This is a genomic window from Salmonella sp. SAL04162 (assembly GCF_046551535.1).
In the GTDB taxonomy this organism is placed as follows: domain Bacteria; phylum Pseudomonadota; class Gammaproteobacteria; order Enterobacterales; family Enterobacteriaceae; genus Salmonella; species Salmonella enterica.
In genome coordinates this window covers 691,372-704,650 of sequence record NZ_JBGDVX010000001.1, presented here as the reverse complement: position 1 = coordinate 704,650, position 13,279 = coordinate 691,372, and the positions used below count along the sequence as shown (strand labels likewise).

The 13,279-nt window shown below is 52.3% G+C and carries 14 protein-coding genes; 9 read left to right on the top strand and 5 right to left on the bottom strand.

What is annotated here, in order from left to right; all coding sequences use genetic code 11:
• Nucleotides 1–96: 96 nt before the first annotated feature.
• On the top strand, nt 97–1,077 hold the full coding sequence (gene ydcK, locus ACLJRH_RS03745; protein WP_023136780.1) for a YdcK family protein: 981 nt from the start codon (nt 97–99) through the stop codon (nt 1,075–1,077).
• Here the strand turns inward: ydcK and rimL are convergent.
• A complete protein-coding gene (rimL, locus tag ACLJRH_RS03740) occupies nt 1,074–1,613 on the bottom strand; it encodes a 50S ribosomal protein L7/L12-serine acetyltransferase (RefSeq protein ID WP_023136779.1) in 540 nt (179 codons plus the stop codon). The two genes, ydcK and rimL, sit on opposite strands and share 4 nt — an antisense overlap.
• Nucleotides 1,614–1,829: 216 nt before the next feature.
• On the opposite strand from rimL, the gene ACLJRH_RS03735 reads away from it, so the two are divergent.
• The 8 genes from ACLJRH_RS03735 to aac(6') all read left to right on the top strand — a co-directional run bounded on the left by ACLJRH_RS03735 (nt 1,830) and on the right by aac(6') (nt 7,827).
• On the top strand, nt 1,830–2,948 hold the full coding sequence (locus ACLJRH_RS03735) for a M42 family metallopeptidase (RefSeq protein ID WP_000144624.1): 1,119 nt from the start codon (nt 1,830–1,832) through the stop codon (nt 2,946–2,948).
• Entirely contained in the window at nt 2,945–3,226 is a 282-nt protein-coding gene (gene sgcB, locus ACLJRH_RS03730; RefSeq protein WP_000976132.1) for a PTS sugar transporter subunit IIB SgcB, read from the top strand. Before ACLJRH_RS03735 ends, sgcB begins: the two co-directional genes overlap by 4 nt.
• A gap of 10 nt (nt 3,227–3,236) precedes the next feature.
• Entirely contained in the window at nt 3,237–4,550 is a 1,314-nt protein-coding gene (gene sgcC, locus ACLJRH_RS03725; protein WP_023136778.1) for a PTS sugar transporter subunit IIC SgcC, read from the top strand.
• Between the two features lie 13 nt (nt 4,551–4,563).
• Nucleotides 4,564–5,370 (top strand): BtpA family protein SgcQ, encoded by an 807-nt coding sequence (gene sgcQ / locus ACLJRH_RS03720; protein WP_000118619.1) that lies wholly within the window; start codon nt 4,564–4,566, stop codon nt 5,368–5,370.
• Between the two features lie 131 nt (nt 5,371–5,501).
• A complete protein-coding gene (gene sgcA, locus ACLJRH_RS03715; protein WP_000606454.1) occupies nt 5,502–5,939 on the top strand; it encodes an SgcA family PTS sugar transporter subunit IIA in 438 nt (145 codons plus the stop codon).
• Between the two features lie 11 nt (nt 5,940–5,950).
• Nucleotides 5,951–6,583: a ribulose-phosphate 3 epimerase family protein gene (locus ACLJRH_RS03710; protein WP_000600602.1), complete on the top strand. Its 633-nt coding sequence runs from the start codon at nt 5,951–5,953 to the stop codon at nt 6,581–6,583.
• A gap of 15 nt (nt 6,584–6,598) precedes the next feature.
• Entirely contained in the window at nt 6,599–7,390 is a 792-nt protein-coding gene (locus tag ACLJRH_RS03705; protein ID WP_023136776.1) for a DeoR/GlpR family DNA-binding transcription regulator, read from the top strand.
• Entirely contained in the window at nt 7,390–7,827 is a 438-nt protein-coding gene (aac(6'), locus tag ACLJRH_RS03700) for a cryptic aminoglycoside N-acetyltransferase AAC(6')-Iy/Iaa (protein WP_000354847.1), read from the top strand. Before ACLJRH_RS03705 ends, aac(6') begins: the two co-directional genes overlap by 1 nt.
• Before the next feature lie 46 nt (nt 7,828–7,873).
• Here the strand turns inward: aac(6') and ACLJRH_RS03695 are convergent, their stop codons facing one another.
• The 4 genes from ACLJRH_RS03695 to ACLJRH_RS03680 form a co-directional block, all read right to left on the bottom strand.
• Nucleotides 7,874–9,076, bottom strand: a complete 1,203-nt coding sequence (locus ACLJRH_RS03695; protein ID WP_023223286.1) for a lactate oxidase — start codon at nt 9,074–9,076, stop codon at nt 7,874–7,876.
• 11 nt (nt 9,077–9,087) lie between these two features.
• The gene (locus tag ACLJRH_RS03690) at nt 9,088–9,663 is read right to left on the bottom strand and encodes a YceI family protein (RefSeq protein ID WP_023136773.1); all 576 of its coding nucleotides are present in this window, start codon (nt 9,661–9,663) and stop codon (nt 9,088–9,090) included.
• A 195-nt stretch (nt 9,664–9,858) separates the two neighbouring features.
• On the bottom strand, nt 9,859–11,514 hold the full coding sequence (locus tag ACLJRH_RS03685; protein WP_023136772.1) for a glucan biosynthesis protein D: 1,656 nt from the start codon (nt 11,512–11,514) through the stop codon (nt 9,859–9,861).
• Nucleotides 11,515–11,733: 219 nt separating this feature from the next.
• Nucleotides 11,734–13,242, bottom strand: coding sequence for a carboxylesterase/lipase family protein (locus ACLJRH_RS03680; protein WP_410958003.1), 1,509 nt, complete (start codon nt 13,240–13,242; stop codon nt 11,734–11,736).
• Nucleotides 13,243–13,279 lie beyond the last annotated feature (37 nt).

The window sequence follows — 13,279 nt, the reverse complement described above, 5'->3', positions numbered from 1 at the left end:
TTATAAAGTATATTTTAAATGCATTTTATGGAATTTCTGGTTGTTTCGCCAGTACCTTTGCTACGGTTATCTTAATCGTTCACACGGAATTTCCCTATGACCAAATATCGACTGAGTGAAGAACCTCGTGCTTTTACTTATCAGGTAGACGGTGAGAAGAAAAGCGTCTTATTACGACAAGTTATTGCCGTAACGGATTTTAACGATGTTAAAGCCGGAACCTCCGGCGGCTGGGTTGATGCCGATAATGTGCTGTCACAACAGGGGGATTGCTGGATTTATGATGAAAACGCGATGGCCTTTGCGGGCACGGAAATTACGGGTAATGCGCGTATCACGCAGCCGTGCACGCTCTACAATAACGTGCGAATAGGCGATAACGTCTGGATTGATCGCGCTGATATCAGCGATGGCGCACGGATAAGTGACAACGTCACCATTCAGTCCTCTTCCGTGCGCGGAGAGTGTGCGATTTATGGCGATGCCCGCGTGTTAAACCAGTCAGAAATTCTCGCCGTTCAGGGACTAACGCATGAACATGCGCAGATTTTACAAATTTACGATCGCGCCACCCTGAGCCATTCGCGGATTGTCCATCAGGTACAGCTTTATGGCGACGCCACTATCACACACGCTTTTATTGAGCACCGGGCGGAGGTCTTTGATTTCGCGCTCATCGAAGGCAACAAAGACAATAATGTCTGGATCTGTGACTGCGCCAAAGTCTATGGCCATGCGCGGGTTATCGCCGGCACAGAGGAAGATGCTATCCCTACCCTTCGCTACAGCTCGCAGGTAGCGGAACATGCGTTAATCGAAGGCAACTGTGTGTTAAAACATCATGTGCTGGTAGGCGGACATGCAGAGGTACGCGGAGGCCCGATTTTACTGGACGACCGCGTGCTGATTGAAGGCCATGCCTGTATACAGGGCGAAATTCTGATTGAGCACCAGGTCGAGATTAGCGGACGGGCGGCGGTGATAGCGTTTGACGGCAATACTATTCACCTGCGCGGCCCAAAAGTGATCAATGGCGAGGATCGTATTACGCGTACCCCCTTAGTCGGTTCCCTTTAATCCGCATCAATAATGCGGGCATACATATTAACGTCGTGATAGACGCCGTTAAGATACTCTGCCTGTTTCATACAGCCTTCCAGCGTAAAATGGTTGCGCCGTGCGACCGCATTACTGGCCTGATTATCAACGCGGCATTTAATGACGAAGCGCCGAATATCGCCGCGCCGGGCATAATGTGTCATCAGCGCCTGTAATGATTGCGACATTATCCCTTGTCCCTGGAGGGACTCATCCAACCAGTAACCGATATAGGCGGCTTTGTTTATCGGTTCGATGGCATTAAATGAGAGTACGCCCGCCATCTCATTCTGGCAGAAAATCAGGTACATTTTGGCGTAACCACGCTGGTGCAACAGTATATTACCCTGCACATGCTTACGCGTTTCCTCCTGCGACGTGACATATTGCGGCCAGTCGAGCGACTGTTGTAGCCACGCTTTGTTTTTGAGTACCAGTTGGTGCAGCGCCGGAACATGACTTTCATCTGCCGCTTGCAGTTCCAGCGTCGTGCTAACAGGAATAATTTCCACCATCGCGTTGCCCTTCTTCGTTGTTGGTCGTGATCACATAAATAGCCTGGTTTACCGATAACCCGCAGGTGATATGAGCGTTTTTATTGTATCGCCATCACATTATTTTTTATTGGCCCTATTTAGCGTATTTCCGCGTGACACATTTCACACTTATCCAACCATTCTCCGCCTATAAAACGCTCAACGACTGATTGTTTTATCACCACGGAGACGCCAATGACCTTTTCTGTGCAGGAAACGCTTTTTTCTTTACTGCGGCTAAACGGGATTTCAGGACATGAAAGCAGTATTGCAAACGTTATGCAGCACGCGTTTGAACAGCAGGCCAAAGACGTCTGGCGGGATCGCCTGGGCAATGTCGTCGCCCGTTATGGCAGCGATAAATCCGACGCGCTTCGCCTGATGATTTTTGCGCATATGGATGAAGTGGGTTTTATGGTACGCAAGATCGAACCCTCCGGTTTTTTACGTTTTGAACGCGTGGGCGGCCCGGCGCAAATTACTATGCCCGGTTCGATTGTGACGCTTGCCGGACGTTCAGGCGATATCATGGGCTGTATCGGTATTAAAGCATATCACTTCGCGAAGGGTGACGAGCGCACCCAGCCTCCCGCTCTCGATAAACTCTGGATTGATATCGGCGCAAAAGATAAAGCGGATGCCGAACGAATGGGTATTCAGGTGGGGACGCCAGTAACCCTTTACAACCCGCCGCACTGTCTGGGCAACGACCTGGTATGCAGTAAGGCGCTGGATGACAGGCTGGGGTGTACGGCGCTACTGGGCGTCGCCGAGGCCCTCGCCTCCACACCGCTCGATATCGCGGTATTCCTGGTCGCGTCGGTGCAGGAAGAGTTCAATATTCGCGGCATTATTCCCGTTTTACGACGCGTGCGCCCCGACCTGGCGATTGGTATTGATATCACCCCATCCTGCGACACGCCTGACCTGCAGGATTACTCGGATGTGCGGGTCAACCACGGCGTCGGCATCACCTGTCTGAACTATCACGGACGCGGTACGTTGGCGGGACTGATTACGCCGCCGCGTTTGCTGCGGATGCTGGAGACCACCGCGCACGAAAATAATATTCCCGTACAGCGAGAAGTCGCGCCAGGCGTCATCACCGAAACCGGCTACATTCAGGTTGAACTGGACGGTATTCCCTGCGCCAGCCTTTCTATTCCTTGCCGCTATACCCACTCGCCAGCCGAAGTCGCCAGCCTGCGCGACCTGACTGATTGTATCCGTTTACTGACTGCGCTGGCCAATATGTCGCCAGAACAGTTTCCCATTGAGCCTGAAACAGGCGCTACACAAGAGGCACGACCATGATGAAAAAGATCCTTGTGGCATGTGGTACCGGCATGTCGACATCAACCATGATTGCACAAAAATTGCAGGACTTTCTTGCGGAGCAAGGCATTGCGGCAACCACGGCGCAATGTTGTCTGAATGAGATCCCGTTGAACTGTAACGGTATGGATCTCATCGTAACGTCCATGCGTACGCACAGTGACTATGGCATCCCGACGCTCAACGGCGCCGCCCTGCTGACAGGCATCAACGACGACGCATTAAAACAAGAAATCAAGGCGCTGTTAACACAATAAAGGGGGCATTATGTTTGATTACATCCTGTCTCTCGGCGGCACCGTCTTTGTGCCCATCATTATGATTATCATCGGCTTAATCTTTCGTATTCCCTGGCTGCAGGCGGTGAAAGCCGGGGTGACGGTCGGCATCGGTTTTGTCGGCATGGGGTTGGTGATCGTCATGGCGATCGACAGTCTCAGTCCGCCGATTAAAGTGATGATTGAGCGTTTTGGCCTGACGCTGCATGTGTTTGACGTCGGCGCCGGGCCCGCGTCCGGCGTCGGCTATGCGACGGCCATCGGCGCTATGATCATTCCCGTTATCTTTCTGCTCAACGTCGGTATGTTGGTGACTCGTCTGACCAAAACCATGAACGTTGATATTTATAACTACTGGCACTACGCCATTACCGGAACGGTCGTCCAGTTGATGACCGGCAGTCTGATTTATGGCGTACTGGGCGCGATTTGTCACGCCGCCTTGTCGTTGAAAATGGCCGACTGGACGGCGAAACGAGTACAGAACATTGTGGGTCTGGAAGGGATTTCTATTCCGCAAGGGTATGGCTCCAGTTCCGTGCCGTTGTTCGTATTGCTGGATGCGATATACGAAAAAATACCGTTTATGAAAGGACGCAATATTGACGCTCAGGAGATCCAAAAACGGTATGGGATGGTCGGCGACCCGGTGATCATTGGCGTTGTTCTCGGTCTGATCTTCGGACTTGCCGCAGGCGAAGGCTTTAAAGGGTGCGCAACCTTAATGATTACCGTGGCGGCGATTATGGTGCTGTTTCCGCGCATGATTCGCCTTATCGTTGAGGGGTTAATGCCCATTTCCGACGGCGCGCGTAAGTTCTTCCAGAAACACGTTAAAGGGCGCGAAGTCTTTATCGGTCTGGATACCGCAGTGACGTTAGGCCACCCGACCACCATCGCGGTTGGGCTGCTGTTAATTCCCATCATGTTAATTCTGGCGAGCATACTGCCGGGCAATAAAGTCCTGCCGCTGGCTGATTTACCGGTTGCGCCGTTTTTTATCTGCATGGCCACGGTTATTCATCGCGGCGATCTGATTCGTACTCTGCTCAGCGGCATCATTGTCATGATTACCGTTCTGCTGATCGCCACCCAGTTCGCACCGTACTTTACCGATATGGCGCTCAAAGGCGGCTTTAGCTTCGCCGCTGAAAACGCGCAAATTACCGCGCTGTCGGTGGGAAATATGTTTGGCTGGTCAATATCTGAATTGATGTCGCTGGGCATGATTGGCGTGGTTATTGTGGTCGGCATTGTCGCCAGCATCATACTTGTCTTACGTAAACGTGAACTACCGGAATAAGGAGCAACCCAGAATGAGTTGGCTAAAAGAGGTAATAGGAACAGAAAAAGCCGTTATCGCCATGTGCCATTTACGGGCGTTGCCGGGCGATCCCGGGTTCGATACCAGGAAAGGCATGAACTGGGTAATTGACCGCGCCCATGACGATTTAATGGCGCTACAAAATGGCGGCGTGGATGCAGTGATGTTCTCCAACGAATTTAGTCTGCCTTATTTAACGAAAGTCAGACCGGAAACGACCACCGCGATGGCAAGAATCATCGGTCAGTTAATGAGTGAAATCCGCGTACCGTTTGGGGTAAACGTGTTGTGGGACCCTGTGGCCTCGTTTGATTTAGCGATGGCGACCGACGCAAAATTTATCCGCGAAATTTTCACCGGCGCTTACGCCAGCGATTTTGGCGTCTGGGATACGAATGTCGGCGAAACCATTCGCCATCAGCATCGCATCGGCGCAGGCCACGTGAAAACGCTGTTTAACATCGTTCCGGAAGCGGCGGTGTATCTGGGAAACCGCGATGTCTGTTCAATTGCGAAATCGACCGTATTTAACAATAACCCCGATGCCCTGTGCGTCTCAGGCCTGACGGCGGGTGCCCGCACGGATAGCGCCATACTGAAGCGGGTAAAAGAGACCGTTCCCGACACGGTCGTGCTGGCGAATACCGGGGTGTGTCTGGAAAACGTTGAGGAGCAGCTCTGCATTGCCGACGGATGCGTAACGGCAACCACGTTTAAAAAAGACGGCGTCTTCGCCAACTTTGTCGACCAGGCGCGCGTGGCGAAGTTTATGGAGAAAGTACGCCATATCCGACAATAAAATGGGGATAAGCAAAACGCTTATCCCCTGCAGAGAGCGATAACTCTTCTGCCGATCTCCGTCGCCTTCGCCAAAAGACACGCCGGGGATCGGTTTCAGAGTAACCCGAACCGGCAAGGAGTCAACGATCGATGATTAATGATGTTAAGTGGGTTCAGGCGCAACGCCATGCCAGCGACTGGCGACACGCGCTGGATATCGCCGTTCGTCCGCTGATTACCTTCGGCGCGGCGGCCCCCTGCTACCTGGACGGTATTATTGAGAACACCCTTAAATGGGGGCCATATTATCTTATCGCGCCGGGGATTGCGCTGCCCCATGCCAGACCAGAGCAAGGCGCCAACCATAATCAAATCAGCGTCACTACGTTAGCAACGCCGGTCGCTTTCGGCAATGCGGATTGCGATCCCATCTGGCTGTTGCTTTGCGCCAGCGCCACGGATGCCGAAGCACATATTCGCACCATTCAACGCATCAGCCAGTGGCTCGACTCGCCGGAAAGCGTCGCGATGCTGCAAGATGCGCCAAATGACGCCGCGCTTTTCGCGCAATTAACCGCATTGCGCTGATGGAGGTTCCGATGATCCTGCACCCTTCACTGGCCTCCGCCGATCCGCTGCGCTATGCCGAGGCGTTGACCGCTTTACACGATGCGCCTCTCGGCTCGCTGCATCTGGATATCGAAGATACCAGTTTCATCAACAATATTACCTTCGGTATGAAAACCATTCAGGCAGTCGCACAACACACTCGCCATCCGCTCTCATTTCACCTGATGGTCTCATCACCGCAACGCTGGCTACCCTGGCTTGCAGCTATCCGCCCCGGCTGGATTTTCATTCATGCCGAAAGCGTGCAAAACCCCTCGGAGATTCTGGCGGATATTCGCGCTATCGGGGCGAAAGCAGGACTGGCGCTTAACCCGGCAACGCCGCTATTGCCCTATCGTTATCTGGCATTGCAACTGGATGCGCTGATGATCATGACCAGCGAACCCGACGGGCGCGGGCAGCAATTTATCGCCGCGATGTGTGAAAAAGTGAGTCAGAGCAGAGAGCATTTCCCTGCTGCGGAATGCTGGGCGGACGGCGGTATTACACTTCGCGCCGCACGGCTGCTTGCCGCCGCAGGCGCACAGCATCTGGTGATTGGCCGGGCGTTGTTCACGACGGCGAACTATGATGTGACGTTGTCACAATTCACCGCGCTATAAAGGAGTCATATGCTGATGAGCCAACAGCGCCCCGACCGTATCAAACAGATGTTGCATTACCTTTGGCAACACAGGCACCTCTCAACACAACAAGCTATTGAGCTTTTTGGCTATGCAGAGGCAACCGTGCGCCGGGATTTTCACTATATCGCCAGCCGTTATCCCGGAATGGTTCGCGGCCATGGTTGTATTGACTTCGACGACAGTACGGAAGATAAAGAATATGTTTTCGACGTTAAGCGAACGTTACAAAGTGAGGCGAAACGCGAAATCGCCGCCCTCGCCCGCACGTTCATCAAGGATGGAGACTGCTTTTTTCTCGACTCCGGCTCCACCTGTCTGGAACTGGCAAAATGTCTGGTTGACGCCAAAGTAAAAGTCATTTGCAATGACATCAAAATCGCTAATGAACTGGGTGGCTTCCCACACGTAGAGAGCTACATTATCGGCGGACTGATCCGCCCCGGCTACTTTTCGGTGGGCGAGAGTCTGGCGCTGGAGATGATTAACGCCTTTGCCGTTGAACGCGCCTTTATCTCCTGCGATGCGCTGTCGATTGAAACGGGCATCACCAACGCTACCATGTTTGAAGTGGGCGTTAAAACGCGCATTATTCAGCGCTCACGCGAGGTCATATTGATGGCCGATCACTCAAAGTTTGATACTGTAGAACCCCATGCGGTGGCGACGCTGTCCTGTATTACTACCATTCTTAGCGACAGTGCGCTCCCGTCTGCTATCGCGCGACGTTATCAGCAGGCGGGATGCCGTCTCATCATGTCAACCCCCTCATCAGGAGCGCATTAATGGACATCAGGCAAATGAACAAAACCCATCTGGAGCACTGGCGCGGATTGCGAAAACAGCTCTGGCCTGATCACCCGGACGACGCCCATCTGGCGGACGGCGAAGAAATTCTGCAAGCCGATCATCTGGCATCATTTATTGCGATGGCAGACGGGGTGGCGATTGGCTTTGCGGATGCCTCAATCCGCCACGATTATGTCAATGGTTGTGACAGTTCGCCCGTGGTTTTCCTTGAAGGTATTTTTGTTCTCCCCTCATTCCGTCAACGCGGCGTAGCGAAACAATTGATTGCAGCGGTGCAACGATGGGGGACGAATAAAGGGTGTCGGGAAATGGCCTCTGATACCTCGCCGGAAAATACAATTTCCCAGAAAGTTCACCAGGCGTTAGGATTTGAGGAAACAGAGCGCGTCATTTTCTACCGGAAGCGTTGTTGAGGGAAATCATACAGGAAAAGGTCGGGTATAGTACCCGACCTTTATATTACTGGGGCAGCTCTTTTTCAGTTAACAAGCGTGTCGTTTTCACTTGTTCAATATTCCTGGCGCCACCCAACATCATGTTAATTGTCAGCTCTTTGTTTAGCTGTTCAATCACTGATGCCACACCCTGAGCGCCGCCAAGATTAAGACCGTATAATACAGGCCGGCCAACCGCCACAATATCCGCTCCGCTGGCTAACGCTTTGAATACGTGCGAACCACTGCGTACTCCGCTGTCAAAAATAACAGGCACTCGCTTGTTGACAACTTTTGCAATCGCAGGAAGCATATCGAATGAGGACGGCCCGCTGTCTAATTGACGACCACCATGATTAGAAACCCATATTCCTGCGGCCCCGGCCTGGATAGCAATTTCAGCATCCTCCGGCGACTGAATGCCTTTTACGATAACCGGCAGACCGGAAATACGATGTACATAGGCAATATCCTCCGGCGTAAAGGCTTGTTTAGCCTGCGCGTAAATTTCACTTATCCCTGCCCCTTTGCCGGTTTTTGAACCATCGTCATTTTTTCTGGCGAACATTTCCAGGTTTGCAAAGCCCAACGGGAACTGGAAGTTATTTTTAATATCTTCTTCCCGATAGCCACCGACAGGCGAATCTACGGTCAGAATAATCGCTTTAGCGCCATGCTTTACCGCTTGTGCAAGAATAAATTCGTTAAATTGATTATTCTTACTCATATAAAGCTGGAAGAAGAACGGATTTTTCCCGGAAACGTTAGCCACCTCTTCGATGGTCTTGTTGCCATAAGTACTCAACGAGAAAATCGAACCGACCTGCGCCATGCCTTTCGCCGTCGCCAACTCTCCGGAGGCGTGGGCCAGGCCCTGCGCTGCCATCGGTGCCTGGATTATAGGCGTTTTAAGCGGAATACCCAGTAGCTGCGTTGATAAATCGATCTCTTTTAACTCAATGCCCTGTAATACGCGCGGCATAATATATTTTTTGTCAAAGCTTTCGGTGTTGCTGCGAAGGTTATTCTCATCTTCGGCTCCACCGCGAATATAACCAAATGCCCCTTTCTCCATTCTGGCTTGAACGCGCGCTTCCAGAGAGGCTACGTTCGTCATTTTTATTGCTTTTTCGTCCGTGCTGGCTTTGTACTCTTCAGCATAAGCCAGGCCTGACGTTGCCAACATCGCCAGCGAGGCCACTACCCGAATGAGGTGATGAGTTTTCATCATCATTCCCTTTATTGCTTAACCGCTTCTGCCTGGATTTTTATATCGACAACTTTCGTCATCCCCATATCGACCAGATAATCTACACCCCACTGGGTGCGATCTATTTGCGTGACAAAATCACCACCGCAAACCTGCGCCTTGAATATCGGGCTCATATAACAGCCAAACTTGGTGGTGGTTAAGGTGACGGGCTTAGTTACTCCCTTCATTGTTAGCAAACCGTCAATAGAAACCGGTTTATTATCTTCAAAATGCCATTTTGTCGATTTAAATACTATTTCTGGATATTTTTCCGCATCCAGAATATCGCTACTGCGGATATGGTTATCAAACGCATCCACCCCGGTATTTAAGGCACTCACGGGAATCGTCACGCGCATCTCTGCGACTTGCTTTTCCGGCTGATATTTCAGTTCGCCGCTAATAGCATAAAACCCGCCATGATTGGTTGAGGTCTGGAAATGATCGATATTAAATACCGCATTAGTATGCATATTATCAAATTTATATACATCTGCATGAGCAGCACTTAATAAACCCAGAGACAGGAGAGCACCAAGAAAACTCTTTTTCATTATATTCACTTTATATCTTAAATAAGGTGAAGCTATCTTAATGTTCCCTGTCCGCAGGATCGAGAGGGATAAACAGGAAGGACTGTTGCAAAAATAGAACGATGGAAAGGCCGTGTCACAAAAACAGCGGCTCACGAATGGGTTTATGCCAGGGCAATTTCCGCAACCTGTACCGCCCTTGTGGCGGTACAGAAGGCAAACTGACTAACGCATGATACGATCGTCGACATAACGACGCTTATCCGGCGCGGGCGGGAAATACTGATACAGCCATGTTTCGCTGATAGCCTCCCCCTGGCAGCGCAGGAACATACGCATATCCACCGGTGCCGTAGAATCCGAGGTCGGATACCAGTCAAACTGGATACGATAACCGTCGAAAGGCTCTACGTAGAGGATCTCAATCTGCTTCGCCTCGCCACTGGAGAGCGTAATTACCGGCTCAATGCCTTTTGGCGCGGCCGCTTTCAGATCGCCGCCGACAAAATCAATAGCAAAACGGCGCGCCCATTTATCCGGGTAATGTTCGCCCGGTGCCCAACCTTCGGGAAATCCGCCCATCCCTGTACGGGTCGCCATGACCCGTGCAAGCGGCGATTGTACCGGCGGCTGCGCGCTCCAGTACAAACGATAATGGAACGCCAGCGCATCCCCGGCTTTGATCGCTTTTTCCGGCTGCCAGAAACAGACCACATTATCCAGAGTTTCGCCAGTGGTTGGGATCTCCATCAGGCTAACCGCGCCTTTCCCCCACTTACTACGCGGCTCCACCCACAGGCTCGGACGTTTGTTGTACCAGCCCATCACATCCTGATAATGCGAGAAATCGCGATCGAGTTGCAGCAGGCCGAACCCTTTCGGGTTATCGTCCATATATGCATTGAACTGCAATTTCTGCGGATTATTCAGCGGGCGGCAAATCCACTCGCCGTTACCCCGCCACATCGCCAGCCGATCGGAATCGTGAATTTGCGGATGAATGGTGTCGCATACCCGGCGTTCATTATTCCCACAGCTAAACATACTGGTCATCGGCGCAATGCCAAGTTGCTTAATATCTTTACGGGCGTAGAGATGGTTTTCTACATCCATGATCACCTGCGATTTTTCGCAATGAATCACAAATTTATACGCGCCCGTCACGCTGGCGCTGTCCAGCAGAGCGTAAACGGTAAACGTAGTATCGCCCGGCTTCGCGGTGTCAAACCAGAATGCGGTGAAGTCAGGGAACTCTTCCTGACCGTCAGTATAGGTATCTATCGCCAGCCCGCGAGCCGACAGGCCATACTGATAAGTATCATCTACCGCCCGGAAGTAACTGGCGCCCAGGAAGGAGACGACATCGCGCCGCGCCAGTTCCGGTGCTTTAAAGACACGGAAACCGGCGAAACCGAGATCGCTCTGCCCTTCCAGTTGCGTCGTGTCGACGCCGGCATCGTTGTATTTAAACAGTTCCGGACGAAAATGGATCTCGCGAGCAAGATGCGTCGTCGTATCAACGGAAAACATGCGTACGCGACGACGAAAGCCCATCCCTACGTGGAAAAACTGAATATCGAGCTGCCGGTTGGCAACACCGTTCCAGAGTGAATGCGCCGCGTCATACTGAATGCTGTTATAGGCCTGCGGCGTCAGATTGGCGAGCGTATCCGGCAAGGGTCCCGGCGCGCCGCCCCAGGGCTTTTTCGCTAACGCCTGGGCCATTGATTGCAGACCAGCAAAATCAAAACGGACAATTTTACCATCCGCAATATCGGATTCCGCGGCAAACGCCGCCTGAGAAAAGAGGGAAGCAATACCGCTGGAACCGCACACGGCGGCCATTGCCATTGAACCTTTAATAAATCGTCTACGATTCATACCTGAAAATGAGTCCTTCTGGTCTTGTGAATGGTCCCGCGCTGGTTTTTTCAGCAGCAAGAATGTGCCCGTTTCTGGCCGCTCACTCTAGACAAAATTCATTAATAATCCAATTGTTGGTCGCCTGGAAACTGTGCAAAAGCGTAAATATTTTATGTCGATAAGAACCGACCTAATCGGATGTAAACCTCACGCAGCATTCTTCAGGTTATGAAAAGTTTATTCCAGACTAACGTGATGTTTCATGACTCGTTTAAACAGCGCCAGACGCGCACGCATAAAGCGGTTTTCCACTTTAAAACCGGCAAGTTTGTTCAGCCCAATCCGCAACAGACGATCTCGCCCCCGAATGCTGGCGGGCCAGCGAACCGGGCCGTGCAGCACGTCGCGCGTGCGGCTGGCATGACGAGCGAAATTCACCCAGTAATCCGCCACCTGCGAGGCAAAGGCCAGGTCATTCTCATTCACATAATGGCATGTGGGCTCAGCCCGCGTTAACGTATCGAATACATACGGTATTTCATTGCCATGACAGGCGCCATTCGCGTAAGTGTGATGCTCCGCTTCGGCGACATAATCAAACCAGTAACGCCAGCACGGTTCGCCGATCCGCTGCTGCGCTTGCATGACGACATAACCCAACGTGGTAAATACCATATCCCGACAGACCTGCCGCCCTAGCGCTTCGTCGCCTTTCACTCCAGGATAAAGCAGCCGGATTAACCCCAGACCAACACGCCGCTCACGGCGCATTTTTTGAATTTGACCGGCAATATCGACGCCAAAAACTGCCAATACGCTGGCTTCATCTCTATTCGAGCCGATCATCACCGGTATCGGATGCTGTTTCGCCGCAAAGAAGGTCTCCAGCATCGGATGCGGCAGCACGACGTCGCCGGAAATCGGTGTCGGCGCAATTTTAAAAGGCGCGTCCAGCGGCCAAAACGTCTCTGCCGGTAAAGCGCGTAGCTGTTCGGCAGTGGCATTGGCTAAACCAAGATGTTCCGCCAGCACAACGCCTTTTTTTAGCGCCTCCTCGCGGGGCGTATCCGGCAGCGTATAACCACTCTGAATAATCGCTTTATGAAAAAGCCCCTTCGCCAACGGCGAAGCCATCAACGACAGCACGCTGCGGGCGCCGGCGGATTCGCCAAATAACGTCACATTCTGCGTATCGCCGCCAAACGCGGCAATATTGTCCTGCACCCAACGCAGCGCAGCGATTTGATCGAGTAAAGCGAAATTATGAATACACTCCGCCCCTTCGCCTTCCAGCGCCGGATGCGCGAAAAAGCCCAGATGGCCAAGCCGATAATTGACCGTCACCACGATCGCGCCGCGCTTCGCCAGCGCTTGACCGTCATAGGGCGGCAAACTCCCCGCGCCAATGGTGTAACCGCCGCCGTGTAGCCAGACCATGACCGGCAACGGTTCATGACGCACGGCGGGAGCCCAGACGTTCAGATAGAGGCAGTCTTCGGAAAAATTTCCCGGATCGCCGCCGCCGAGTTCGCGACACCAGGTAATATCCTGCCAACTGGCGCAGGAGAAACAATCCGCCTGGCGCACATCCTGCCAGGCTGTAACAGGCTGCGGCGCACGCCAGCGTAGCTCCCCTGTTGGCGGCGCGGCATAAGGTATACCGCGCCAGATATGGATTTCTTCCTGTACGACGCCCACGATTTTACCGTGACGCGTCTCCACCAGTGGGATGGAGGGATTCAACATAACGCCTTCCTTTTACAGTATCCTCACAGCCTGTGAA

What these genes read in the sequence shown, in the direction of transcription:
- ACLJRH_RS03695 (WP_023223286.1), bottom strand. Translation starts at nt 9,076, where the DNA reads ATGAAAACTCATCACCTCATTCGGGTAGTGGCCTCGCTGGCGATGTTG.
- ACLJRH_RS03735 (WP_000144624.1), top strand. Translation starts at nt 1,830, where the DNA reads ATGACCTTTTCTGTGCAGGAAACGCTTTTTTCTTTACTGCGGCTAAAC.
- ACLJRH_RS03685 (WP_023136772.1), bottom strand. Translation starts at nt 11,514, where the DNA reads ATGAATCGTAGACGATTTATTAAAGGTTCAATGGCAATGGCCGCCGTG.
- ACLJRH_RS03710 (WP_000600602.1), top strand. Translation starts at nt 5,951, where the DNA reads ATGATCCTGCACCCTTCACTGGCCTCCGCCGATCCGCTGCGCTATGCC.
- sgcC (WP_023136778.1), top strand. Translation starts at nt 3,237, where the DNA reads ATGTTTGATTACATCCTGTCTCTCGGCGGCACCGTCTTTGTGCCCATC.
- sgcB (WP_000976132.1), top strand. Translation starts at nt 2,945, where the DNA reads ATGATGAAAAAGATCCTTGTGGCATGTGGTACCGGCATGTCGACATCA.
- sgcA (WP_000606454.1), top strand. Translation starts at nt 5,502, where the DNA reads ATGATTAATGATGTTAAGTGGGTTCAGGCGCAACGCCATGCCAGCGAC.
- ACLJRH_RS03680 (WP_410958003.1), bottom strand. Translation starts at nt 13,242, where the DNA reads ATGTTGAATCCCTCCATCCCACTGGTGGAGACGCGTCACGGTAAAATC.
- sgcQ (WP_000118619.1), top strand. Translation starts at nt 4,564, where the DNA reads ATGAGTTGGCTAAAAGAGGTAATAGGAACAGAAAAAGCCGTTATCGCC.
- ACLJRH_RS03705 (WP_023136776.1), top strand. Translation starts at nt 6,599, where the DNA reads ATGAGCCAACAGCGCCCCGACCGTATCAAACAGATGTTGCATTACCTT.
- ydcK (WP_023136780.1), top strand. Translation starts at nt 97, where the DNA reads ATGACCAAATATCGACTGAGTGAAGAACCTCGTGCTTTTACTTATCAG.
- rimL (WP_023136779.1), bottom strand. Translation starts at nt 1,613, where the DNA reads ATGGTGGAAATTATTCCTGTTAGCACGACGCTGGAACTGCAAGCGGCA.